20 protein-coding genes are annotated in these 23,986 nt (G+C 39.9%); 10 read left to right on the forward strand and 10 right to left on the reverse strand.

Going from position 1 to position 23,986, the window contains the following annotated elements; genetic code table 11:
- Positions 1-304: 304 nt before the first annotated feature.
- Complete coding sequence (gene secA / locus MKX14_RS13790; protein WP_240282726.1) at positions 305-3,025, forward strand: preprotein translocase subunit SecA; 2,721 nt, start codon at positions 305-307, stop codon at positions 3,023-3,025.
- Between the two features lie 131 nt (positions 3,026-3,156).
- Entirely contained in the window at positions 3,157-3,600 is a 444-nt protein-coding gene (locus tag MKX14_RS13795) for a hypothetical protein (protein WP_064786025.1), read from the forward strand.
- Positions 3,601-3,666: 66 nt separating this feature from the next.
- Here MKX14_RS13795 and yhjE read toward each other — a convergent pair whose 3' ends face one another.
- Positions 3,667-4,977, reverse strand: coding sequence for an MFS transporter (gene yhjE / locus MKX14_RS13800; RefSeq protein ID WP_240282727.1), 1,311 nt, complete (start codon positions 4,975-4,977; stop codon positions 3,667-3,669).
- A gap of 132 nt (positions 4,978-5,109) precedes the next feature.
- Positions 5,110-5,751, reverse strand: coding sequence for a PAQR family membrane homeostasis protein TrhA (gene trhA, locus MKX14_RS13805; RefSeq protein ID WP_031944657.1), 642 nt, complete (start codon positions 5,749-5,751; stop codon positions 5,110-5,112).
- Between the two features lie 128 nt (positions 5,752-5,879).
- Between trhA and gstcD the strand changes: the two genes are divergently transcribed.
- Positions 5,880-7,091, forward strand: a complete 1,212-nt coding sequence (gstcD, locus tag MKX14_RS13810) for a class I SAM-dependent methyltransferase (RefSeq protein ID WP_081310015.1) — start codon at positions 5,880-5,882, stop codon at positions 7,089-7,091.
- A 12-nt stretch (positions 7,092-7,103) separates the two neighbouring features.
- The gene (locus tag MKX14_RS13815) at positions 7,104-7,523 is read left to right on the forward strand and encodes a GNAT family N-acetyltransferase (protein ID WP_240282728.1); all 420 of its coding nucleotides are present in this window, start codon (positions 7,104-7,106) and stop codon (positions 7,521-7,523) included.
- A 29-nt stretch (positions 7,524-7,552) separates the two neighbouring features.
- Here the strand turns inward: MKX14_RS13815 and yjjU are convergent, their stop codons facing one another.
- The 5 genes from yjjU to MKX14_RS13840 form a co-directional block, all read right to left on the reverse strand.
- Complete coding sequence (gene yjjU, locus MKX14_RS13820) at positions 7,553-8,413, reverse strand: patatin-like phospholipase family protein (RefSeq protein ID WP_240282729.1); 861 nt, start codon at positions 8,411-8,413, stop codon at positions 7,553-7,555.
- Positions 8,414-8,428: 15 nt separating this feature from the next.
- Positions 8,429-8,683 (reverse strand): hypothetical protein, encoded by a 255-nt coding sequence (locus tag MKX14_RS13825; protein ID WP_032044159.1) that lies wholly within the window; start codon positions 8,681-8,683, stop codon positions 8,429-8,431.
- A gap of 164 nt (positions 8,684-8,847) precedes the next feature.
- The gene (locus MKX14_RS13830; protein ID WP_240282730.1) at positions 8,848-10,983 is read right to left on the reverse strand and encodes a 3-hydroxyacyl-CoA dehydrogenase NAD-binding domain-containing protein; all 2,136 of its coding nucleotides are present in this window, start codon (positions 10,981-10,983) and stop codon (positions 8,848-8,850) included.
- 20 nt (positions 10,984-11,003) lie between these two features.
- Positions 11,004-12,209 carry an acetyl-CoA C-acetyltransferase gene (gene fadA, locus MKX14_RS13835; protein WP_240282731.1) on the reverse strand — a complete coding sequence of 402 codons (1,206 nt, stop codon included), beginning with the start codon at positions 12,207-12,209 and terminating at the stop codon, positions 11,004-11,006.
- 171 nt (positions 12,210-12,380) lie between these two features.
- Positions 12,381-13,391, reverse strand: a complete 1,011-nt coding sequence (locus MKX14_RS13840) for an AraC family transcriptional regulator (RefSeq protein WP_000085721.1) — start codon at positions 13,389-13,391, stop codon at positions 12,381-12,383.
- 210 nt (positions 13,392-13,601) lie between these two features.
- Between MKX14_RS13840 and amacR the strand changes: the two genes are divergently transcribed.
- From amacR to MKX14_RS13870, 6 genes are all read left to right on the forward strand, one after another.
- Complete coding sequence (gene amacR / locus MKX14_RS13845; RefSeq protein ID WP_240282732.1) at positions 13,602-14,720, forward strand: CaiB/BaiF CoA transferase family protein; 1,119 nt, start codon at positions 13,602-13,604, stop codon at positions 14,718-14,720.
- A gap of 155 nt (positions 14,721-14,875) precedes the next feature.
- The gene (gene oprB, locus MKX14_RS13850; protein ID WP_078210305.1) at positions 14,876-16,108 is read left to right on the forward strand and encodes a carbohydrate porin; all 1,233 of its coding nucleotides are present in this window, start codon (positions 14,876-14,878) and stop codon (positions 16,106-16,108) included.
- Between the two features lie 174 nt (positions 16,109-16,282).
- Complete coding sequence (gcd, locus tag MKX14_RS13855; protein ID WP_005064285.1) at positions 16,283-18,688, forward strand: glucose/quinate/shikimate family membrane-bound PQQ-dependent dehydrogenase; 2,406 nt, start codon at positions 16,283-16,285, stop codon at positions 18,686-18,688.
- 166 nt (positions 18,689-18,854) lie between these two features.
- Positions 18,855-20,498 carry a nitrite/sulfite reductase gene (gene cysI / locus MKX14_RS13860; RefSeq protein WP_005064287.1) on the forward strand — a complete coding sequence of 548 codons (1,644 nt, stop codon included), beginning with the start codon at positions 18,855-18,857 and terminating at the stop codon, positions 20,496-20,498.
- Positions 20,491-20,976, forward strand: coding sequence for a DUF934 domain-containing protein (locus MKX14_RS13865; RefSeq protein WP_240282733.1), 486 nt, complete (start codon positions 20,491-20,493; stop codon positions 20,974-20,976). The genes cysI and MKX14_RS13865 overlap by 8 nt, the downstream gene beginning before the upstream one ends.
- Before the next feature lie 81 nt (positions 20,977-21,057).
- A complete protein-coding gene (locus MKX14_RS13870; RefSeq protein WP_002116446.1) occupies positions 21,058-21,411 on the forward strand; it encodes a DMT family transporter in 354 nt (117 codons plus the stop codon).
- Between the two features lie 56 nt (positions 21,412-21,467).
- Here MKX14_RS13870 and MKX14_RS13875 read toward each other — a convergent pair whose 3' ends face one another.
- The 3 genes from MKX14_RS13875 to MKX14_RS13885 form a co-directional block, all read right to left on the reverse strand.
- The gene (locus tag MKX14_RS13875; protein ID WP_005072758.1) at positions 21,468-21,911 is read right to left on the reverse strand and encodes a VOC family protein; all 444 of its coding nucleotides are present in this window, start codon (positions 21,909-21,911) and stop codon (positions 21,468-21,470) included.
- 129 nt (positions 21,912-22,040) lie between these two features.
- Positions 22,041-23,216 carry a thiolase family protein gene (locus MKX14_RS13880; protein WP_014207591.1) on the reverse strand — a complete coding sequence of 392 codons (1,176 nt, stop codon included), beginning with the start codon at positions 23,214-23,216 and terminating at the stop codon, positions 22,041-22,043.
- A 108-nt stretch (positions 23,217-23,324) separates the two neighbouring features.
- Complete coding sequence (locus MKX14_RS13885; protein ID WP_108009065.1) at positions 23,325-23,840, reverse strand: GspH/FimT family pseudopilin; 516 nt, start codon at positions 23,838-23,840, stop codon at positions 23,325-23,327.
- Positions 23,841-23,986: the final 146 nt, after the last annotated feature.

A 23,986-nucleotide genomic window follows, 5' to 3' on the forward strand; every position in this document is an offset into this window, starting at 1 on the left:
TATATAAGTGTAAATATATATGACTAAAACTCATTATTTTAAGTGCTTAATCAATGTAACTTTAAGGTAAATTTGCTAAATTAGATTTCTCGGAAGTTATGCTTAATCGATGAGCGTTAATGGTGTGTTTTTGGTGCTCGGCACATTAAGGGGAGATTAGATGAATGAAAAACCATTCGTCTAACTATCAGATTTTTTTTAGGGGTTTTGTGCAAACCCCTTGTACTTCAAATTTCTGACACCATAATAAACGACTGAGAAAAAGTTTATTCATTTGACCAAGCAAGATTTAGAGAGTTTATCCATGTTGGCAAGTCTGATCGGAGGTATCTTCGGTACAAAAAATGAGCGTGAACTCAAACGCATGCGCAAAATTGTTGAGCAAATCAATGCGCTCGAGCCGACGATATCAGCTTTAAGCGATGCAGACTTATCTGCAAAAACTCCAGAATTCAAACAACGTTATAATAATGGCGAAAGTTTAGATAAATTACTTCCAGAAGCGTTTGCAGTTTGTCGTGAAGCTGCTAAACGTGTAATGGGTATGCGTCATTATGACGTTCAGTTAATTGGTGGTATTACCTTACATGAAGGTAAGATTGCCGAGATGCGTACTGGTGAAGGTAAAACCCTTATGGGTACTCTGGCGTGTTATTTAAACGCTTTGAGTGGTCAGGGTGTACATGTCATTACTGTGAACGATTATTTGGCACAACGTGATGCCGAGTTGAATCGCCCATTATTTGAATTTTTGGGCCTATCAATTGGTACGATTTATTCAATGCAAGGTCCATCAGAAAAAGCGGAAGCTTATCTTGCAGATATTACTTACGGTACCAATAACGAATTCGGTTTTGACTACTTACGTGACAACATGGTGTTTTCTTTAGCAGAAAAGAAACAACGTGGTTTGCACTATGCCATTATCGATGAAGTTGACTCCATCTTAATTGATGAGGCACGTACACCATTAATTATTTCTGGTCAAAGTGAAGACTCTTCACACCTCTACAGTGCAATCAATACAATTCCACCTAAATTACATCCGCAAAAAGAAGAAAAAGTAGCAGATGGTGGTCATTTCTGGATTGATGAAAAGCAGCGTTCAGTTGAAATGACCGAAGTTGGTTATGAAACTGTTGAACAAGAACTTATTCAAATGGGCTTGTTGGCTGAAGGCGAAAGCTTGTATTCAGCAACAAACCTAAACCTTGTTCACCATGTATCTGCTGCTATTCGTGCGCATTTCCTATTCCAACGTGATGTTCACTATATTATTCATGATGGTGAAGTGGTTATTGTTGATGAACATACAGGTCGTACGATGCCGGGTCGTCGTTGGTCAGAAGGTTTGCATCAAGCTGTTGAAGCAAAAGAAGGCTTGGAAATTCAGCCTGAAAACCAAACTTTAGCGACAACAACATTCCAGAACTATTTCCGTCTCTATAAAAAGCTTTCAGGTATGACAGGTACTGCTGATACTGAAGCTGCGGAAATGAAAGAAATTTACGGTCTTGATGTCGTGATTATTCCAACTCACCGTCCAATGATTCGTAACGACCAAAACGATTTAATTTATTTAAACCGTAATGGCAAATATAACGCGATTATTCAAGAAATTATGAATATTCGTCAGCAGGGTGTTGCTCCAATTTTGATTGGTACAGCAACCATTGAAGCCAGCGAAATTTTATCTTCTAAGTTAATGCAAGCTGGTATTCATCATGAAGTTTTGAACGCAAAACAACATGAGCGTGAAGCTGACATTATTGCTCAAGCGGGTAGCCCGAATGCAGTAACGATTGCAACTAACATGGCTGGTCGTGGTACGGATATTATCTTGGGTGGTAACTGGAAAGCTAAGCTTGCCAAACTTGAAAACCCAACTGCAGAAGATGAAGCGCGTCTAAAAGCACAATGGGAACAAGACCACGAAGATGTATTGCAAGCCGGTGGTTTGCACATTATTGGTTCTGAACGTCATGAATCACGTCGTATTGACAACCAGTTGCGTGGTCGTGCCGGTCGTCAGGGTGACCCTGGTGTTTCTCGTTTCTATTTATCTCTTGAAGATGACCTGATGCGTATTTTCGCAGGCGACCGTGTCGTTGGTATGATGCGCGCGATGGGTTTAAAAGAAGACGAAGCGATTGAACATAAAATGGTGAGCCGTTCGATTGAGAATGCTCAGCGTAAAGTTGAAGCGCGTAACTTCGATATTCGTAAGAACTTATTAAAATACGATGACGTGAATAATGAACAGCGTAAGATCATTTACTCACAACGTGATGAAGTATTAGCTGAAAACACCTTAAAAGAATACGTTGAAGAAATGCATCGTGAAGTGATGCAAGGCATGATTGCCAACTTTATTCCACCAGAGTCAATTCATGACCAGTGGGATGTGGAAGGTTTAGAAAATGCTTTACGTATTGATTTAGGTATTGAGCTGCCAATTCAACAATGGTTAGACCAAGATCGTCGTTTAGATGAAGAAGGTTTGGTTGAGCGTATTAGTGATGAAGTGATTGAGCGTTATCGTCAGCGCCGTGCTCAAATGGGTGATGAATCAGCAGCAATGCTTGAACGTCATTTCATTTTAAACTCTCTTGATCGCCATTGGAAAGATCACTTGGCTGCAATGGATTATTTGCGCCAAGGTATTCACTTACGTGGCTATGCGCAAAAGAACCCTGAGCAGGAATATAAGAAAGAAGCTTTCAACCTGTTCGTAAACATGTTGGGTATTATTAAAACTGATGTTGTGACTGATTTGTCTCGTGTACATATCCCAACACCAGAAGAACTTGCAGAAATGGAAGCTCAACAGCAGCAGCAAGCTGAATCAATGAAGCTTTCTTTTGAACATGATGATGTAGATGGTTTAACTGGTGAAGTTACACTTTCTCAAGAAACCATGAACGAGTCTGTCGATCAGCAAGCTTTCCCTGTTCCAGAAAGCCGTAATGCACCATGCCCATGTGGTTCGGGACTAAAATATAAGCAATGTCACGGTAAGATCTAATCTGCCTCCACAAAAAAAGCAGAACAATTGTTCTGCTTTTTTTATGTTTGTAGTAAGCCTGTGAATAATGTTTGCAGTTTTAAGCATTAAATGCTATTTACTTCTCATCCAGAGTGTATGTTGGAAAGACAATGAAAAAAGTATTACAACCTTTATTTTTAACTGTTCTTGCTGTACCAAGTTTTGTTTTTGCAGCAGAAGCAGCTTCAGCCCCTCAAACGACAACGGTTGACAAAGTGCTTGCAGCGAAAGGCCCAACTTCGGCTCAAGCTGTAGTGAAGCAAGAAAATACTACAGTGATTAGTCCACGTACAGGTATTCGCTATACGTTGGGTAACACAGGTAATCGCCCAATTATTTTACAAACTACAGCGATTGCTCCAGCAAACTCAGCAAACATTAATCGAATTGTGGCAAGTAACCCAGCTCTCTCTGCAAAAAGCCAAGAAAAAGCAAAAGTTGCTTTAATCGGTGAAGCAGCAGTAGCAGGACCAGCAGCAGTTGCAGCAAGCAATGTAACAGCGCCAGTTGCAACAAATAGTGTTGCTCCAGCAAATCCTGCATCAATGAATTAATTCATTTACGTATAAAAAAGCCAGTTCAATTTGAACTGGCTTTTTTATAGGGGGGTGTTTAAAACTTTAAATCTGATTATTTACATCATCATTTTTTGTTTCACGAATGAGTAAGAATGCGATAAGTGATAAAAGTGATGCAGCAGTCAGATAATAACCAACCGCATATAAACCATAAGTTTCAGCAAGTTTAGTCGCAATCAGTGGGGCAAACGATGCACCAAAAATACCAGCCAAGTTAAAAGTTAATGCTGAACCTGTATATCGAACTGAAGTTGGGAAAAGTTCAGAAAGAACTGTACCAATTGGACCATATGTTAAGCCCATAATTGCCAAGCCAGTACATAAGAAAAGGAAAACGATTAAAGTATTTCCAGACTCTAACATACTAGAGAAGAACAAGCCGAAAATCGCAGCAGCGATACAGACACCAATAGAAGTTGTTTTTCGACCAAATTTTTCTGCAAAAATAGCCGATAAAGGAATGAATGCGGCGAAGCAAAGTGTGGCAAAGAGTTGAAGTTCTAAAAACTCTCCACGCGCATAACCCAGTTTAGTGGTTCCCCAGTTTAAGGCAAATACGGTAGTAAGATAGAACACAACAAAGGTACAGATTGCTGCAACTGTACCAAGAATAAGCTTACCTGTATGTTTGGTTAAAACTTCTTTAAATGGAATATTAACTTCTTTTTGCTTATCTAACACTTTCTGGAAAGCTGGAGTTTCATGAAGTTTTAAACGGATATATAAGCCAACAATAACCAATACAGCACTGGCAATGAATGGAATACGCCAACCCCATTGCATGAATGCTTGCTCAGGAATAACTGCACTTAATAATAAGAAAGAACCTGTTGCTAAAATAAAGCCAATTGGAGCACCTAGCTGCGGAAACATGCCGTACCATGCTCTTTTACCTTCTGGGGCATTTTCAGTCGCTAATAATACTGCGCCGCTCCATTCACCGCCTAAACCTAAGCCTTGTCCTAAACGACAAACAGCTAATAGTAATGGTGCGACAATCCCGATTTGAGCATAAGTTGGAAGTAAACCAATACATACGGTTGAAATACCCATGGTCAGTAAAGCTGCAACTAAAGTTGCTTTACGGCCAATACGGTCTCCTAGATGGCCAAATAATGCGGCACCGATAGGACGGGCAATAAAGGCAATTGCAAAGGTTGCCAGAGATTGTAAGACTGCGGCACTGCCACTACTAGCAGGGAAAAATAGGTGAGGAAAGATAATCACGGCAGCTGTTGCATAGATATAAAAGTCGAAGAACTCAATGGTTGTACCGACTAAGCTTGCAAACAAAACTCGTGTTTTTGAATTAGTGGCTACTACAGGAGCAGCAGTCGCAGAGGTTGAATCCATATAAGTCCTTATATCCGTTAAAATTTATTTTTAATTACTATTCTTTTTAAAGACGTATTTTTCTCAAAGAATAGTGTGAAAGAACATCATCCATGACTCTTTCAGGATCACTGAATATGAGTGAAAAATGGACTAAACTACGTACCAATAGATTGCAAGAAAATGTGCCCCTGCACCTAAAAGCACAAAAATATGCCAGATCGCATGGGTATATCTTACCTTTTTTAACGCGTAAAACAATGCTCCAACCGTATAAGCTAATCCGCCAATAATTAACAAAATCAACGCGTCTTTACTCAGATAGGTGCGCATATCATCCATAACAAAAACAGCAAGCCAACCCATAAGAACATAAGCAAGTAGCGAAATTTTCTGAAAACGATGAATAAAAACTAACTTGAAAAGTGTACCAATTGCAGCAATGCTCCAGAGAGCAATAAGTAAAATATGAGCTTTTTGTGTAGGTATAGCAATGCTTAAGAATGGGGTATATGTTCCCGCAATTAAATAATAAATGGCAGTGTGATCGAGTTTTTTATACCAGTAGCGTAGGTTTTGTGTTTGAGCAAAATGATAGAGCGTAGAACTGGTAAAAACTAAAATCAGGCTAAATGAATATACCCATAAGCCCACCCACTGAGCGGTTGAAAGATAAGATCCCTTTATAATTAAAAAGATAGAAGCTACAACAGCCATAACAACGCCAGCACCATGACTATAGGCATTAAATAGTTCTTCTTTTGGATCGTAAGTTTCCAACACAGATTTACTCATAACTTTAATTTTTTTGATTAAAAATACAAATGTATAGAAATACAAAACAGTCGTAAAGTTATTTTATTTTTAATCCTAGACCCTTTAAACTTCTATTTTATATGAGTCTTCATTTTTCAGGTATATCCGTGTCGGTTTTCTCCTTTGAGCAAGAACAGCAATTCTTTCATGAAATCAAGCAAATGCTTGACCAACAAGCTTTTGAGCGTTTGATCTTGAGCCAATATAAGGGAGAGTTGGCGCAGCTGGAAAAAATCACTTTCCGCGTTGTAGAGCTACATGGTCAAAAACAGCTTTCAGCTCTATATCATCACACGACCCAAGATGTGACTAAAAACTATTCATTTCAAGAAGGTTTGCAACAGATTGAGCAATTAATCACTCAGTGTAAGCAAGCAAACTTATTTTCGACTACTCAAGAAATTCAACTTAAAAAAAATAAGAAAAAAGCCATATTAAATATGGGCAAAAAGCAGGCGGTAAATACGACACAAACGGTTCAGGCGCATGACCGTGAAAAGCAGCGCTATGTACAGCAAGGCAATGCTTTTTTAAAAGAGCTGGGTATTACTGATGAGAAAGCCCAAGTTATTCCAAGCATGGCTCGTAAATGGAAACAGATTAATAAATTTATCGAAATTTTTGCGAGTGCCTATGAACAGATTGATGCATCTCAACAAGAGTTACGCATTGTCGATTTTGGCTCGGGGAAAGGTTATTTAACTTTTGCATTGTATGATTATCTGCAACAACAACAGAAAACACCATTAATTACTGGTGTAGAGCTGCGCCGTAATTTGGTGGAGTTTTGCCAGAACGTTGCAGACAAAGTTCATTTCAATCATTTAGACTTTTTTGAAGGTGATGTTCGTAGTTATCAACCGGAAAAGCTGGATGTAATGATTGCCTTACACGCGTGTGATATTGCGACTGACTTTGCTATTCATACAGGAATTCGTTTAAACGCTTCGATGATTATGTGCGCACCATGTTGCCACAAAGAGTTACGTCCACAATTACATAGTCCGGAAGTTTTACAACCAATGCTACAGTTTGGTATTCATGCTGGACAACAAGCCGAGATGCTGACCGATACTTTACGTGCGTTACTTTTAAAAGCTTATGGTTATGAAACCAAAGTATTTGAGTTTGTATCGCTTGAACATACCAGCAAAAATAAAATGATTTTGGCGACAAAACGCAAAAACGTTTCACAACCTGACGCCAAGATTATGGCTCAAATCCAAGCATTGAAAGAAATGTACGGAATTAAAAAACAAACGTTGGAATTGTTATTGCAAGATCAGTTGCCGATCGAAAATATCGGCTGTAAGTGCTAGGAAGGTGAATGGATGTATAAAATTGTAGAGGGTGGTTGGGAACAGCTTGAGAAAGATACCAAATACATCCGTGAACAAGTCTTTATCCAAGAACAGGGAATTGCACCTGAAGATGAATGGGACGACTTGGATGCCACAGTTCTACATTTTATTGTCTATGACAAAGAGCAGCCTATCGCTACAGCACGTTTGTTGCCGCAGCATAGTGTAGGGCGTGTTGCTGTTTTAATGTCTTATCGAAAGCAAGGTATAGGTAAAATTTTAATGCAGCATATTATTGAATATGCGCGTCATTATAAATTGCCTTACTTAAAGCTTTCAGCACAAACCTATGTAACAGCCTTTTATGAAGCTTTAGGTTTTCACGTGCAAGGTGAAGTTTACGAAGACTGTGGCATTCCACATATTGATATGGTTTTGAAGTTAAATTGAGACTTCTTTTTAGAAATCTCAATTTTAATTTATTTCATTGCATTCCAACTTTCGATGGCCTGTAAGCCAGTTTCTAAACCGACTTCATAACTGTAGCGAAGCTTTTTTGGATTGGTAGTTAAACGGCCAGCCATATTTTTAAGAGGCGGTGGACACACTTCTAAAATTTGCTGGTCTGGATTTTCACCACGAACAAAATCGACCGAAGCGTTATAACGAGCACAGCGGCTACGCAAGCTACAAGCGAAACCATAATGATGTTTAAACGCATATTTTGCGAGGAATTGATCACCTCGACTACTTGCTTTGAAATAGTTTTTCGGACGAGTACGTAAAACTAACAGTTTTTTTACGCCACTTTGCTGAGCCGTCCAGCGAACGGGTAGGGCATCTGCAACACCACCATCAAAATAAGGTTCACCCATAATATCGACGGGATGACGCGTTAAAACTGGAATTGAGCTAGAAGCACGAAGCGCATTGAGTAAATTGTCTTTACCCGCACGAAGATATTCTGCATGACCTGTTTTGGCATGCGTCAACACCATATAAAAATCAGGATTTTTGGCAAAAAGACTCTGTTGATCAAGAGGATGCTCTTGCTCACCAATTTCCCACATCCATTTTAAATCAAGTAAATCGCCGCCCTTAAAAAAGCGCTTGTAATCGATAAATTCAGGACGCAGTGAATGATCAATATAAAATGTTAAAGTGCGACCTTGTTGGCCTGCCAGGTAGTTAGCTACATTGGTCGAACCAGAAGATACACCAACGTATAAGTCAAAAGGATTGAACTGCTGTTGTAGAAAAGCATCAAGTACACCACTGGTAAAGGCACCACGCATGCCTCCACCTTCTACAACCAGTGCATTGCGAGAAAAATCTGTCATTTGAAAAATATCTGATTACTGATGTGAATGCTGATGTTCTTGCATGTCCATTTCAGACATATTGTCATGCTGAGTTTGCTGATCTGTTGATTTCTCAGCTTTTTGCTGCATTTCATGCTGTTGAGCTTTGCGCTGTGCTCCTGGCATATAGTCAGGCTCATTACTCATTGCTAAATAGAAAAAGCCAAGGAAGATCGCACTTAAAACACCGACGATTAGAACAAATTTCCAGCCTAAAATTGCTGATTCGGAAGAATTTTTATCGGACATAAGGATATCTCGAATGTGCTGTAGAAGCACAGAAATGAAGTCTATTTATAGCATATTTAGGTATAAGGCTGAAATCTTAAAGGTCATAAAGAAAAACCCATATAAATAAAATATATTTATATGGGTAAGGTTTATGCAATTTTTAAATATTCAAGAGCTCTAACTTATTGAATATTTTGCTTCTGCTCAGCTTTAGTTTTTAGTAACTTTGGGGGCGTGAAGCGCTCACCATATTTGGCAGCCAACTCTTCGGCACGTTTTTGTGCTTTATCAATACCATATTGATTTAAGAATTGAATCGCTCCTCCCGTCCACGGGGCATAACCAATTCCAAAAATAGAACCGACATTGGCATCAATCACTGACTCTAATACCCCTTCTTCGTAACAACGTAGGGTATCTAAGGCTTGTACAAACAAAATACGGTCAATCATATCTTGCTCGGAGATATCATGATCTTTTTGCCAACGGTTTAAGCCTTCCCATAGGTGCTTTTTACCATTTTCAGGATAATCATAAAAACCTGCGCCAGCAGCTTTACCTTTACGGTTTAATTCATGAATCATGGTATGAATCACTTCATCTACCGGTGTTTTCGGTAACTCTTTGCCTTCAGCTTGTAGTGCCTTACGCGTTTCACTTGCAACATGCTCCGTTAAAGTTAAAGACACTTCATCTTGAATCGCAAGTGGTCCTACCGGCATGCCAGCTTTCAGTGCTGCCATTTCAATACGCGCTGGATGAACGCCTTCTGCAAGTAAGCGCATACCTTCTTGAATAAAAGTACCAAACACACGACTGGTAAAGAAGCCACGGCTATCATTGACAACAATTGGCGTTTTTCCAATTTGCTGTACAAAGTCGTAGGCTTTAGCAAGTGTCTCTGCGGAGGTATTTTTACCTTTAATAATCTCAACCAACTGCATTTTGTCGACAGGGCTAAAGAAATGCAGGCCAATAAATGCTTTATCATCCTTACTTGCTTGCGCTAAACCTGTAATCGGTAGGGTGGATGTATTTGATGCCATTACACCATTAGGCGCTAAGTATTGTTCAGCTTCTTGAGTGACTTTCGCTTTGAGCTCTTGGTTTTCAAATACGGCTTCAATAATCAGGTCACAACCTTGTAAATCTTCAGCAGAAGCTGTGGCCGTAATGAGCGATAAAATCTGATCACGTTTTTCTGCCGTCATGCGGCCTTGTGAAACACGTTTATCTAGCAATTTCTGAGAATAAGCTTTGCCTTTTTCAGCATTTTCAACAGATACATCTTTAAGGATAACAGGAATGCCTTTAATTGCAGTGGCGTAGGCAATACCAGCACCCATCATGCCCGCACCCAACACACCCACTTTAGTGGCTTGCCATTTTGCAATATCGGCAGGACGGCTAGCACCCGACTTAATTGCATTTAGGCCGTGCCAGAAAGTGCCAATCATATTTTTAGAAATTTGGCCTGTTGCTAGTTGAGTAAAGTAGCGAGACTCGATGCGCAAGGCGGTATCGACATCAACTTGAGCACCTTCAACTGCGGCAGCCATAATCGCTTCAGGAGCAGGATAGCAGCCCTTGGTTTTGTCTTTTAACATGGCTGGTGCAATGGCAAGAACTTGTGCAACTGCCGGAGTTTTTGGATCGCCACCCGGAATTTTATAACCCTTCACATCAAAAGGCTGTTGAGATTTTGGATTGGCTTTGATCCAAACAATCGCTTTATCTAAAAGTTCTTGTTCATTTTCAGCTGTGTCATGAATTAGGCCTAAAGATTTGGCTTTATCGACACCGAACTGCTTACCTTCCATTAAAAATGGGAATGCATTTTGAAGACCAAGCAGACGGACCATACGTACAATACCACCGCCGCCCGGTAGTAAACCTAAGGTAACTTCTGGTAGGCCAAATTTGCTTTTCGGGTCATTGATTGCAATACGGTGATGGCAACTTAATGCGATTTCCCATCCTCCGCCCAGTGCCGTGCCATTCAATGCTGCAACCACGGGAATCCCTAGTGTTTCAATCGTTCTTAGATGACCTTTTAACTTCTCAACCATATTGAAAAAGTCAGTTGCATGCTCAGGTTGAACTTGAATCAGTTCATCTAAATCACCACCAGCAAAGAAAGTTTTTTTTGCTGAGCGAAAAATAACACCTGAAAGCTCTGTTTCTGCTTTAAGTTTCTGGGTGACCTCATCAAGCGAGTCACGAAATTCTGCATTCATGGTATTTGCAGATTGACCAGTTGAATCAAGCGTTAAAATGACAATATTGTCGGCATTTTTTTCGTATTGAATTGCACTCATCTTTATATATTCCTAAATTTTTATACACGTTCAATAATGGTGGCAATACCCATACCACCGCCGACACAGAGCGTTGCTAAACCGCGTTTTTTATTTTGACGTTCAAGCTCATCAAGTAATGTACCCAAAATCATGGCACCGGTTGCTCCTAAGGGATGGCCTAAAGCAATCGCGCCGCCATTTACGTTGACTTTTTCAGCAGGCACATTGAGCTCATTAATAAAACGCATCACGACAGCTGCAAATGCTTCGTTGACTTCAAATAGGTCAATATCATCAATAGTTAAACCAGCTTTTTCCAAAGCTTTGCGTGCGGCAGGGGCAGGGCCAGTCAGCATAATAGTTGGATCAGTACCGACTAATGCAGTCGCCAAAACTTTAGCGCGTGGTTTTAAGTTTTGTTCTTTCACTACTTTTTCTGAAGCCAGTAAAACAAGAGCTGCTCCATCGACAATACCTGATGAGTTACCAGCATGATGAACATGATTTACTTTTTGTGCTTCTGGATATTTTTGCAGGGCAACAGCATCAAAGCCCATTTGCCCCATCATTTCAAAACTTGGGTTGAGCTTTGCTAACCCTTCAAGTGTGGTATTGCCTTTAATAAATTCATCTTTTTCTAAAATCACAACACCTGCGTGATCTTTGACTGGCACAACTGATTGATCGAAATAACCATTTGCTTGAGCTGCCGCTGCTTTTTGTTGTGACTTTACGGCAAAATTATCAACATCTTCTCGGCTATAGCCATCTAAGGTTGCAATGAGGTCAGCGCCGACACCTTGTGGAACAAAAGATGATTTAAGGTTGGTTTCCGGATCTAAGGCCCACGGTCCGCCATCAGAACCCATTGGGATACGTGACATTGATTCAACGCCACCAGCAACCACTAAATCTTCCCAACCAGAACGAACTTTCATGGCTGCCATGTTGACCGCTTCTAAACCTGAAGCACAAAAGCGGTTAATTTGCACACCTGCAACATCATCATTCCAGCCCGCTGCAATCGCTGCTGTTTTGGCAATATCACCGCCCTGATCACCAATTGGTGTCACGCAGCCCAGAACAATATCATCTACTTTAGATGTATCGAGTTGATGGCGTTGCTGTAATTCGTTTAATAGAGTGGTGAGTAATGTGATTGGTTTTACTTCGTAAAGAGAGCCGTCTTTTTTTCCTTTTCCGCGTGGTGTGCGAATGGCGTCAATAATATAAGCCTCGCTCATAACAGTTCCTTTTTTTATTACTTAAACTTTGTCGTGTTTTTGAGTGTACTGTTTTTAAGAGGGAGTGCAATGACGATAAGCGCACCAGTCAGGTGATGATTTTTGCCAATGGCGATACAAAAAAGCCCAAGTTGAACTTGGGCTAAATGTGAAACTAAAGAGATTTAAGAATTAATGGTAACCATGGAGCTGGCGATATAGACCGGGAGTAACACCAGTCCACTTTTTAAATGCACGGTGGAACGTACTGGTTTCACTAAAGCCAACTTGCTGAGCAACATCTTCAAGTGTTAATTCAGGATTGAGTAATAAATGAATCGCAGCATCTCGGCGTAAAGCGTCTTTCACGCCCTGATAGCTTTTACCTTCGGCAGCTAGGCGGCGGCGTAAAGTTTGTGGAGATAAATACAACATTGATGCAACGTCATTGAGCGTTGGCATTTCTTCACCAATTTGGCTTTTGAGTACTTCACGAATACGTGAAGTCAACGAATTGGTATTTTTGAATTTTACTAAAAGCTGAGCAGGGGCTGCTTTTAAGAATTCTTCTAATGTTTTTTCATCTTGACGAATTGGCAAATCAAGATAATCAGCCGCAAAGGTTATTTCGGTACGCGGTGCGTCAAATTGCATAACCGGCGCAAAGAATAAAGCGTCATATTCATCTGCATGTGCTGGACGTGGATAGCTAAAATGAACACGTTCTAATGGTAAGCGACGTTCAATCAGCCATGATGCCAATCCATGCCAGATCATGAGCATACTTTCAGTAATGAAATGATCCGGATCTAATGTTTTTGGAATGAGAGGTACTAAACGTGCTTCGTGTTTGTCACGCTCCAGCGTTACTGACCATTCATCACCAAATAATTTGTAAAATTGAGATGAAAGTTCAAGGGCTTGGCCCAAGGTTTTTGCATGAATAATCAACTGACACATAATGGCAAAAGTGCCCAAACGACGCGGTTGTACATCGAAACCAACGTGTTCGTCTTGTGTGACCATCCATAACATTTTTATAAAACGGGTATATTGTTCTGGTGAGATTCGAGCTTTAGGTTGACGTAATAGTTCCGCTTCGATACCCACATGTGAAAGTAACGTCTCGACATCCATGCCAAGGCGCTTTACGCCTGTCAAAGCCGCATTCACGAAGTGGATGCTAATCGTATCGCGACTCATATTGAATCCTTCAGTCTCTTTGATGTTCACTTTAAATTGACCTAAATGACCGTCTAAAAAAATAAATTGGCGATTTACAACAGTGTAAAAGCACTTTTTACATGTTAAATTGCCGAAATGATCAAGGTAAATGGCTGAACATGACATTGTTTTAGAATATTTGCTTAACTAATATAAAAGAAAATTCGAATAATAGTGGTTAAAAAAACGATGACGACAGCATTAAATGGACTTAAAGTTCTCGATTTCTCGACGCTCTTACCTGGACCTTTCGCCACAATGTATTTAGCCGATATGGGGGCAGAAGTCATCCATATTGAATCTCCATCACGTCCAGATCTCATTCGGATTATGCCGCCCTATGCAAATGGGCAGGCGACTGCACATAGTTATCTAAATCGAAATAAGCAGTCGATTGTTCTCGACTTAAAAGATGCTGCAAGTATTGATCTGATTAAAGCCAAGATTTCTGAGTTTGATATTGTGATTGAGCAGTTTCGGCCAGATGTCATGCGCCGTTTAGGGCTGGACTATGCCACCCTTGCAGAAATTAACCCGCGTTTAATTTATTGTTCAATTACAGGTTATGGCCAAACTGGAAGTTATAAAGATCGGGCTGGGCACGACATTAATTATTTAGCTTTAGCAGGTATTGCTGGATATAGCGGCCGACAAGACAGTGGTCCGCCACCACTCGGTATTCAAGTTGCAGACATTGCAGGTGGTTCACTTCATGCGGTCATTGCAATTTTAGCGGCGGTTGTCGAACGTGGACGTAGTGGAATGGGACAATATATTGATATTTCTATGACTGATTGTGTTGCTAGCCTAAATAGTATGGCGGCATCCGCCACACTTGCTGCACAGGTTGAACAGGCACCTGAGCATGGCATGCTCAATGGTGGCATTTTCTATGACTATTATATGACTCAAGATGGTCGTTATCTTTCAATAGGTAGTCTTGAGCCACAATTTATGTCTGGTTTATCAGTGGCGCTTGATTTGCCTTTATTATTACAAAAAGGCGCTTCCTTAGATGTCGAAGACCGACAGGAAGTTAAACACGCGATTCAAGAGAAAATTAAAACGAAATCATTTAAAGAATGGCATGAAATTTTTGCAAATCTTGATGTGTGTGTAGAACCTGTTTTAAGCCTAACTGAGTCCTTAAACTCGCCTTTAGCACAAGAACGTGGATGGATTGTGGATGTACCTTTGCAAAATAATACAGCGGATACAGAACCACAATTGGCTTGTCCAATTAAGTTTTCAAGATCGAAAATGAGATATTCCTTTATAGGTCAAAAACTTGGTGAAGGGCAGTGGTAAAGAGCTGGGGCCATTTTTCATACAATGTGTATTAAGATTATTATTAGATTAATCAATCGATTAACATTTTGAATAATTTCTTTACATAAAATTAGCGTACCCTTTATAAACAAAGACATAAAAGGTATGTAAACATGAAAACACATAAATCCTTGATGGCTTCCTGTTTATCCGTTTTATCAATTACTCTTTTCATACAGCACGCACAAGCTGCTGCTGCATTCGACCCAAATAGTCCGTGGATGTTGGGTGATTGGAACGGTCAACGCACCGCGTTACAAGCACAAGGTTATGATTTTTCTTTCGGATATACCGGCGAATACGCCGGTATTTTAGATTCAAAAAATACATCAACGCATGGTAGTGCTTATACGGGGCAACTTGCTTTAGGAACTCATTTTGATTTAAACAAAATTTTAGGGTGGCAAGATACAGAAGCTCAAATCACATTAACTTATCGTGATGGGCAATCGCTTTCTGAACATTCACCAGCTTTAGCGGGGCACTTAAGCTCTGTACAAGAAGTTTGGGGGCGTGAGCAAACTTGGCGTTTAACCGATTTGTGGATCAAGAAAAAATTTCTTGACCAGAAGTTAGACGTGAAAGTCGGTCGTTTTGGTGAAGGTGAAGACTTTAATAGTTTTGACTGTGATTTCCAGAACTTGGCGCTTTGTGGTTCGCAAGTGGGTAACTGGGTTGGCGATCAGTGGTATAACTGGCCTGTCAGCCAATGGGCAATGCGTGTTAAATATAACTTGCAACCCGATCTATATACCCAAGTTGGTGTATATGAATATAACCCGGAAAATTTGGACCGAGGCAAAGGTTTTAACCTAAGCACTGATGGTTCACATGGGGCAATTATTCCTGCTGAAGTAGTTTGGTCACCTAAATTAGGCGCTCAAAGTATGGCTGGTGAATACCGTTTAGGGTATTACTACAGTACTGCTGATGCCGAAGAAATTACAAATAAGGCTCAAACATCTCATAAACAGGGGGTGTGGGTAACTGCAAAACAAAAATTATTCCAGCCTGCTGATCAAACAGACCGTGGTTTGACTGGATTTGTGAACCTGACGTTCCACGACTCTGATACCAACAAAATTGATAACATGCAAAATGTGGGCTTAGTCTATAAAGGTTTGCTCAATCAACGTCCTCAAGATGAATTGGCATTAGGTGTTGCGCGTATCCATATCAATGATGATTGGAACGATGTTCAAACTAAAGAATATGACACTGAATACAATACCGAGCTTTACTACGGTATTCATGCCACTAACTGGTTAACTATTCGTCCAAATGTGCAATATGTTCGTCATGTTGGTGCATTAAAAAATGGTGATAACACTTGGGTTGGCGGTATTAAATTCTCAACTGCATTCTAAGCGTAATTACTCCGAAAAACGGATTGTCGAGGGCTAAATCATTGATTGAATTATCCTGACCTTCCGTTTTTTCTTGATGCCTGAATTTGTTTTAGATGTATTGGTGATGCCATTTTTCTATAAGGTTCTTGGCACATCTTTCCTATAAAAATGATGATTGATAAGAGGTGGTTTATGAATCAACCTACTTCAAGATCAGGTTTAACGACTTTTACCGTAATTATTATTGGGTTACTGGCGTTATTCCTGTTAATTGGAGGTATTTGGCTCGCTACACTAGGCGGTTCAATTTACTACATTATAGCTGGAGTATTACTCCTCATTGTTGCATGGCAACTCTACAAGCGTGCTTCTACTGCTTTGTGGGTTTATGCTGCATTAATGCTAGGAACTATTATCTGGAGTGTCTGGGAAGTTGGAACAGACTTTTGGGCGCTTGCACCCCGTTTAGATATTTTAGGTATTCTTGGTTTATGGTTATTGGTTCCGGCTGTAACTCGTGGAATCAACAACCTTGGATCAAGTAAAGTTGCCTTATCTTCAACTTTAGCAATTGCAATCGTGTTGATGGTTTATTCTATCTTCAATGATCCGCAAGAAATTAATGGTGAAATCAAAACACCTCAACCAGAAACAGCTCAAGCCGTGCCTGGTGTTGCTGAAAGTGATTGGCCAGCTTATGGTCGTACTCAAGCAGGTGTGCGTTATTCTCCATTGAAACAGATCAATGATCAAAACGTAAAAGACTTGAAAGTTGCTTGGACTTTACGTACTGGCGATCTTAAGACAGATAACGACTCTGGCGAAACGACTAATCAGGTTACACCGATTAAAATCGGTAATAACATGTTTATCTGTACAGCTCACCAGCAGTTAATTGCGATTGATCCTGCTACAGGTAAAGAAAAATGGCGTTTTGATCCGAAACTTAAAACGGATAAATCGTTCCAGCATTTAACTTGTCGTGGTGTGATGTACTACGATGCAAACAATACAACTGAGTTTGCAACGAGTCTTCAAAGCAAGAAATCTAGCTCTACACAATGTCCACGTAAGGTATTTGTACCAGTCAACGATGGCCGTTTAGTGGCTGTAAATGCTGACACTGGTAAAGCATGTACTGACTTTGGTCAAAATGGTCAAGTGAACTTACAAGAGTTCATGCCATATGCTTATCCAGGCGGTTACAACCCAACATCTCCTGGTATCGTGACTGGTTCAACTGTTGTGATTGCTGGTTCTGTAACAGATAACTACTCCAATAAAGAGCCATCTGGTGTCATTCGTGGATACGACGTTAACACTGGTAAACTTCTTTGGGTATTTGATACTGGCGCAGCAGATCCAAATGCAATGCCGGGCGAAGGTACTACTTTTGTTCACAACTCACCAAATGCGTGGGCACCTTTAGCATATGATGCCAAACTTGATATCGTTTATGTTCCAACAGGTGTAGGTACACCAGATATCTGGGGTGGTGACCGTACCGAGCTGAAAGAGCGTTATGCAAACTCAATGTTAGCGATTAATGCTTCTACTGGTAAATTAGTATGGAACTTCCAGACAACCCATCACGATTTATGGGATATGGATGTACCATCACAACCATCTTTAGCTGATATCAAAAACAAAGCTGGCCAAACTGTTCCTGCAATCTATGTATTGACGAAAACAGGTAATGCCTTTGTGCTTGATCGCCGTAATGGTCAACCGATTGTCCCTGTAACTGAGAAACCAGTTCCACAAACAGTTAAACGTGGACCACAAACTAAAGGTGAGTTCTATTCAAAAACTCAGCCATTCTCTGACTTGAACTTGGCACCACAAGATAAATTGACTGATAAAGACATGTGGGGTGCCACGATGCTTGATCAGCTCATGTGTCGTGTATCTTTCAAACGTCTAAATTACGATGGTATTTATACGCCACCATCTGAAAACGGTACTTTAGTTTTCCCTGGTAACTTAGGTGTATTTGAATGGGGCGGTATGTCAGTTAACCCTGATCGTCAGGTTGCTGTAATGAACCCGATTGGTCTGCCATTCGTAAGTCGTTTAATTCCTGCTGATCCAAACCGTGCACAAACTGCAAAAGGTGCAGGAACTGAGCAGGGCGTACAACCGATGTACGGCGTACCGTATGGTGTTGAAATTAGCGCATTCTTATCTCCGCTTGGTTTACCTTGTAAACAACCGGCTTGGGGCTATGTAGCTGGCGTTGATTTGAAAACTCATGAAGTGGTATGGAAAAAACGTATTGGTACAATTCGTGACAGCTTGCCGAACTTGTTCCAGTTACCAGCTGTGAAAATTGGTGTGCCTGGTTTAGGTGGTTCAATTTCTACTGCCGGTAATGTCATGTTTGTTGGTGCAACTCAAGATAACTACTTACGTGCGTTTAACGTTACTAACGGTAAGAAACTTTGGGAAGCGCGTTTACCAGCAGGTGGACAAGCAACACCAATGACTTATGAAATCAATGGTAAGCAATATGTTGTAATCATGGCTGGTGGTCATGGTTCATTTGGTACGAAAATGGGCGACTATTTAGTGGCTTATGCCTTACCAGATAACAAATAAAAAGCTTTTATAGAAAGGGCCTGGATTTATCCGGGCTTTTTTTATGTCGATTTATATTAAAGCTTATCAATAAAACCGTTATTAAATATGCAAAAAAAGCATTTTATTGATGAATAAAAGCTCGCTATGCTATCCGCCTTAATAATGAATCTACTAGCCATACGCCATGTATTTATATACCGATTTCGACCAGCAGCTGGTTAATGAACGAGTTGCTCAGTTCCGTGATCAAACAGAACGCTATTTAGCTGGCAAACTTTCTGAAGACGAATATCGTCCATTACGTTTGCAAAATGGTTTATATGTGCAACGTTATGCGCCTATGCTGCGTATAGCTGTGCCGTATGGCTTAATGAATTCTAAACAATTACGTAAAGTTGCTGAAGTTTCAACTGCTTATGACCGTGGTTATGCACATGTATCTACACGTCAGAACATCCAGTTGAACTGGCCTGCGCTTGAAGATGTGCCAGATATTTTGGCTGAACTTGCAACTGTACAAATGCATGCCATTCAAACCAGTGGTAACTGTATTCGTAACACCACAACTGACCAATATGCAGGTGTGGTTGCTGGTGAAATTGCAGATCCACGTCCAACATGTGAGTTGATTCGTCAGTGGAGTACATTCCACCCTGAATTTGCATTCTTACCACGTAAGTTCAAAATTGCTGTTTCTGCACTTGAAGAAAAAGATCGTGCGGCAACTGCATTCCACGATATTGGTGTTTATATCGTGCGTAATGAAGCAGGTGAAATCGGCTATAAAATTATGGCTGGTGGTGGTTTAGGCCGTACCCCAATCATTGGTAGCGTTATCCGTGAGTTTTTACCACGTGAAGATTTAATTGCTTATTTAGAAGCGGTTTTACGTGTTTATAACTTGCATGGTCGTCGTGATAACAAATATAAAGCGCGTATCAAAATTTTAGTTAAGGCATTAACTCCTGAAGTGTTTGCACAAAAAGTTGAAGCTGAATTTGAACATACACGTGAAGCATTAAAGATTCAGCCAGAAATCTTGAAAAAACTGGATGAAGAATTCACTCCATTTGCTTACCAAGATTTAGCAGATGAAGACTTCACAGCTTTATTTGCTGAGCATCCAAAATTCAAACAGTGGTTCAACATCAATACGCATGCGCATAAAGTGAAGGGCTATCGTATTGTTACGATTTCTCTAAAACGTGCAGGTATTGCACCGGGTGATATGACCACCGAAGAAATGAATTTTATTGCAGATCTTGCTGATAAATACACTTTCGGTGAACTTCGCACGACTCACGAACAAAACATTGCTTTGGCGGATGTACCTCAAAAAGATTTGTTCGATGTATGGCAAGCGCTTGAACAACAAAATATGGCGCGTGCACATATCGGCTTTATTACCGATATCATTAGTTGCCCAGGCGGTGATTTCTGTTCACTTGCAAATGCGAAATCAATTCCAATTGCTGAAGCAATTACACGTCGTTTTGATGACTTAGACAAAGTTTATGATCTTGGTCATTTAGATCTAAATATTTCTGGTTGTATGAATGCTTGTGGTCACCACCACGTAGGTAACATCGGTATTTTAGGTGTAGATAAGAAAGGTGCTGAATTCTATCAAATTACATTAGGTGGTAATTCAGATCATGATGCATCGATCGGTGACATCTTAGGTCCTTCATTTGCAGCAGATGCTGTGCCAGATGTCATTGAAGAAGTATTGAATACTTATCTTGATTTACGTACGGAAGGTGAGCGTTTTGTTGATACATATCGCCGTGTAGGAATTCAACCATTTAAGGAGCGTGCATATGCTTAATACAGCTCTACTAGTGCTTTATAAAGATGGCACGATTGCAGATAATACTTATCAAATCATTGCTGAAGATGGTGTTGTTCCACAAGGTGATGTTGTTGTAACAACAGCTCAACTCGATCAATTAGCTAACGTTCAAGGCAAAAAAGCTTTGTATGTGACTGTAAATGATTCACCTGAAGAGCACACATTTCCATTACATGAACTTGATGCAATCTTCATTGAGTTTGCAGGTTTTGGTGATGGTCGTGGTTATTCATTCGCTGCACTACTACGTCGTCAAGGTTTCCAAGGTGAATTACGTGCAACTGGCGATGTATTTAAGGATGTTCTAAATTACTTAAAACGTTCAGGTTTTGATAGTTTTGTGATTAAACAAGGTAAAGATGTGCAAGAAGCGGCAGCTGGTTTGCAAGACTTTACTAACCCTTACCAAGCTTCAACAGCCGTACCGCAAGCAAGTTATCAAACTGGCGCTTAAATAGTTTTTCAATATAAAGGCTGAACTCAGGTTCAGCTTTTTTTATGAATAATTTTTAAATGACTCAACTGAAGAACAACAATGTTAGGTTTAATTTCAAAAATAAATCCTGGTGCTTGGTGGCTACTTTTTGCTATTGCGACAGATGTACTCTCAACATTTTATTCTGCTAAGGGGAATGGCTTAGTCAATAAAACAGCTCAGGGCATTGCTCTGGTTTTGTATATTATTTCTTTTGCATGCGCTGCTATTGCTTTGAAATATATGCAAGCTGGAATCTTATATGTGCTTTGGTCTGGGATAGGTGTATTAGCAACAGCTTTTTTGGCAAAGATTTTTCTTGGTCAGAATATTGATGTGGCAGGATGGGTGGGAATTGGTTTTATTACTGTAGGTTTAATGATTATTGCGCAATATTCCAATATCGATGTTTAAAGCCCTTATAGAAATATTAAGTATCTCTATAAGGGCTAAACTAAATATTGAAAATATTAGGTGTCAAGCTGGCAGTTAACCATCCACTTTATACCGAACTGATCGGTAAAAGCGCCGTACAATGCGCCCCAGAACGTTTTTTCTAAAGGCATTTCAATTTGACCATTAACAGATAAAGCATCAAAAAGTTGTTTTGCTTTTTCTTGCTCATCTTTTTCAAGGTTGATCGAGATATAGTGATTATTTCCTTGGGTAAAAACGCTGTTAGGCGCACAGAACTGATCATTTGTATCTGAGGCCATTAGTACAGTGTACTCATTAATCGGTAAAGAAACATGGAGAACCAGATTTTTATCTGCTTCCGATAATGTCACACCTTCAGGCGCTGGCATATCACCATAACGGCTTAACATACCAAATTCACCACCAAATACTGATTTATAAAAGTTAAAGGCTTGTTCTGCTTGGCCTTGGAAATTGAGATAGTGATTGAGTTGCATTGTTATTGTCCATTGTTGTTTTCGTTTAAAGGAATAAGTTAAAACTTAAAAGTGATTTTGTGGGTCATTTTTTGTAGTTTTTTCATAAAAAATCCCACCGAAGTGGGATTTTAAAATAATGAATTTGGATTAAATGAGTTCAATTGCAACTGCTGTTGCCTCACCACCACCAATACAGAGTGCAGCAATACCTTTCTTACCGCCAGTACGTTTCAGTGCATGAATAAGTGTAAGAATAATACGAGAGCCCGTAGAACCTACAGGGTGACCTAGTGCACAAGCACCACCATTGATATTTACTTTCTCTGCATCAAGTTTGAAATCATCAATTGGGCACATAGTAACCATAGCAAAAGCTTCGTTAATTTCCCAAAGATCGACGTCTTGAGCATTCCATCCCGCTTTTTTAAGAACTTTTTCAATAGCACCAACTGGAGCGATCGTAAATTCTGAAGGATGCTGAGAGTTTGACGCTGTCGCGATAATTTTTGCAAGCGGTTGCAAACCACGCTGTGCTGCAACTTCACTTGAAGTTAATACTAATGCAGATGCACCATCCGAAATAGAACTTGCATTCGCTGCGGTAATTGTACCGTCTTTTGCAAAAGCTGGTTTGAGTGAAGGAATCTTGTCAATCTTGGCATTTAAAGGTTGTTCATCCTGATCAACAACGACATCACCTTTACGACTAGGTACGGTAACTGGAACGATTTCGTCTTTGAAATAACCCTCAGTAATTGCTGTTTGAGCACGTTTTAAAGAGCGAATCGCAAAGTCATCCATTTGCTCACGTGTGTAGCCACGAGTATTTGCCATATCTTGAGCAAACGAACCCATTAAACGCCCAGTTTCAGCATCTTCAAGCCCGTCAAAGAACATATGATCTTTAATTTCACCATGGCCCATGCGGTAGCCAGCTCGTGCTTTTGGTAAAACATAAGGTGCATTTGTCATAGACTCCATACCGCCAGCAACTACCACTTCAGCACTACCTGCTTTAATCATATCAGCGGCTTGCATAACAGCTTTCATGCCAGAACCACAAAGCTTGTTAATCGTTACTGCACCTGTAGAGTCTGGTAAGCCAGCTTTACGCATCGCTTGACGTGCTGGACCTTGTTTTAGGCCTGCAGGTAGTACACAACCCATAATGACTTCTTCGACATCAGTAGGTTGTAAACCTGCTCGTGCGATTGCTTCTTTAATCGTTACAGCACCTAATTCAGGCGCTGTAAGTCCTGATAGTGATCCTTGAAAACCACCCATGGCAGTACGAGCACCATTTACAATTACGATGTCAGTCATTGTTGTAATCTCCGATTGTTCTTAATCTCAAAATAAGAAATGTTTAAAACCTAGGCAGTATATTGCAAAAATCAAAGAGAGATATCTTCTGCATTAGACTGTAGAGTTCTAACAATTTTTAAGGTCTTCTAAACGGGTGTGTCCCATTTTGCTGAGAATTAATTTAAAGTTTTTAAGCTGGTTATAAGAACAGTAGGTAAAAGTGCCGTTAGATTCGCGTGGAAGTCCTGTGTCGCCCTGAAATACAATACTATTTAGTTTTTTTCCAAACTTTTGAAATTTTAAAGAACCGTAGCGATGAGCAAGTTCAACATTGGTTAATACTTCTTCATTGTTTTCTCTTTGTAGATTCTGATTTGTGTCTACAAAGCTTATAAGACTTGTATCCCAGTTACTATTACATGTAGACAAATCAACACTTGGGCAAAGTACGACACTCTTATGTCGTAGAATTGCGTCGTATTTGGCTTTTTGTATATGAATTGTGAGTAGTCGAGACGAATTTTTTAATTCTACAGAAGCCATAAATTGATGATATAAAGGAAGCGCTATAGTGACCATAATCATAAGAATTGCGAGCGTTATAGTGAGTTCCAACAACGTGAAACCGGGAGATTTAAACATTAAAATTCCTTAATATATAAAGAAATATTTTGATTTTATGCTTTCTATCAATGATTTATAATGATTTTTATAGTGAGGAAACACAAAATTAAATAAAGGTTATCAGGATGCTAGAATACTGGTAAAATCACCGTAAGCGAAAGAAA

Source organism: Acinetobacter pittii, from assembly GCF_022449185.1.
GTDB classification, from domain to species: Bacteria; Pseudomonadota; Gammaproteobacteria; order Pseudomonadales; family Moraxellaceae; genus Acinetobacter; species Acinetobacter pittii_I.

Bases quoted from the DNA above. Each gene is read 5' to 3' on its own strand.
- secA (WP_240282726.1), top strand. From the start codon at position 305: ATGTTGGCAAGTCTGATCGGAGGTATCTTCGGTACAAAAAATGAGCGT.
- MKX14_RS13795 (WP_064786025.1), top strand. From the start codon at position 3,157: ATGAAAAAAGTATTACAACCTTTATTTTTAACTGTTCTTGCTGTACCA.
- yhjE (WP_240282727.1), bottom strand. From the start codon at position 4,977: ATGGATTCAACCTCTGCGACTGCTGCTCCTGTAGTAGCCACTAATTCA.
- trhA (WP_031944657.1), bottom strand. From the start codon at position 5,751: ATGAGTAAATCTGTGTTGGAAACTTACGATCCAAAAGAAGAACTATTT.
- MKX14_RS13815 (WP_240282728.1), top strand. From the start codon at position 7,104: ATGTATAAAATTGTAGAGGGTGGTTGGGAACAGCTTGAGAAAGATACC.
- yjjU (WP_240282729.1), bottom strand. From the start codon at position 8,413: ATGACAGATTTTTCTCGCAATGCACTGGTTGTAGAAGGTGGAGGCATG.
- MKX14_RS13825 (WP_032044159.1), bottom strand. From the start codon at position 8,683: ATGTCCGATAAAAATTCTTCCGAATCAGCAATTTTAGGCTGGAAATTT.
- MKX14_RS13830 (WP_240282730.1), bottom strand. From the start codon at position 10,983: ATGAGTGCAATTCAATACGAAAAAAATGCCGACAATATTGTCATTTTA.
- fadA (WP_240282731.1), bottom strand. From the start codon at position 12,209: ATGAGCGAGGCTTATATTATTGACGCCATTCGCACACCACGCGGAAAA.
- MKX14_RS13840 (WP_000085721.1), bottom strand. From the start codon at position 13,391: ATGAGTCGCGATACGATTAGCATCCACTTCGTGAATGCGGCTTTGACA.
- amacR (WP_240282732.1), top strand. From the start codon at position 13,602: ATGACGACAGCATTAAATGGACTTAAAGTTCTCGATTTCTCGACGCTC.
- oprB (WP_078210305.1), top strand. From the start codon at position 14,876: ATGGCTTCCTGTTTATCCGTTTTATCAATTACTCTTTTCATACAGCAC.
- gcd (WP_005064285.1), top strand. From the start codon at position 16,283: ATGAATCAACCTACTTCAAGATCAGGTTTAACGACTTTTACCGTAATT.
- cysI (WP_005064287.1), top strand. From the start codon at position 18,855: ATGTATTTATATACCGATTTCGACCAGCAGCTGGTTAATGAACGAGTT.
- MKX14_RS13865 (WP_240282733.1), top strand. From the start codon at position 20,491: ATGCTTAATACAGCTCTACTAGTGCTTTATAAAGATGGCACGATTGCA.
- MKX14_RS13870 (WP_002116446.1), top strand. From the start codon at position 21,058: ATGTTAGGTTTAATTTCAAAAATAAATCCTGGTGCTTGGTGGCTACTT.
- MKX14_RS13875 (WP_005072758.1), bottom strand. From the start codon at position 21,911: ATGCAACTCAATCACTATCTCAATTTCCAAGGCCAAGCAGAACAAGCC.
- MKX14_RS13880 (WP_014207591.1), bottom strand. From the start codon at position 23,216: ATGACTGACATCGTAATTGTAAATGGTGCTCGTACTGCCATGGGTGGT.
- MKX14_RS13885 (WP_108009065.1), bottom strand. From the start codon at position 23,840: ATGTTTAAATCTCCCGGTTTCACGTTGTTGGAACTCACTATAACGCTC.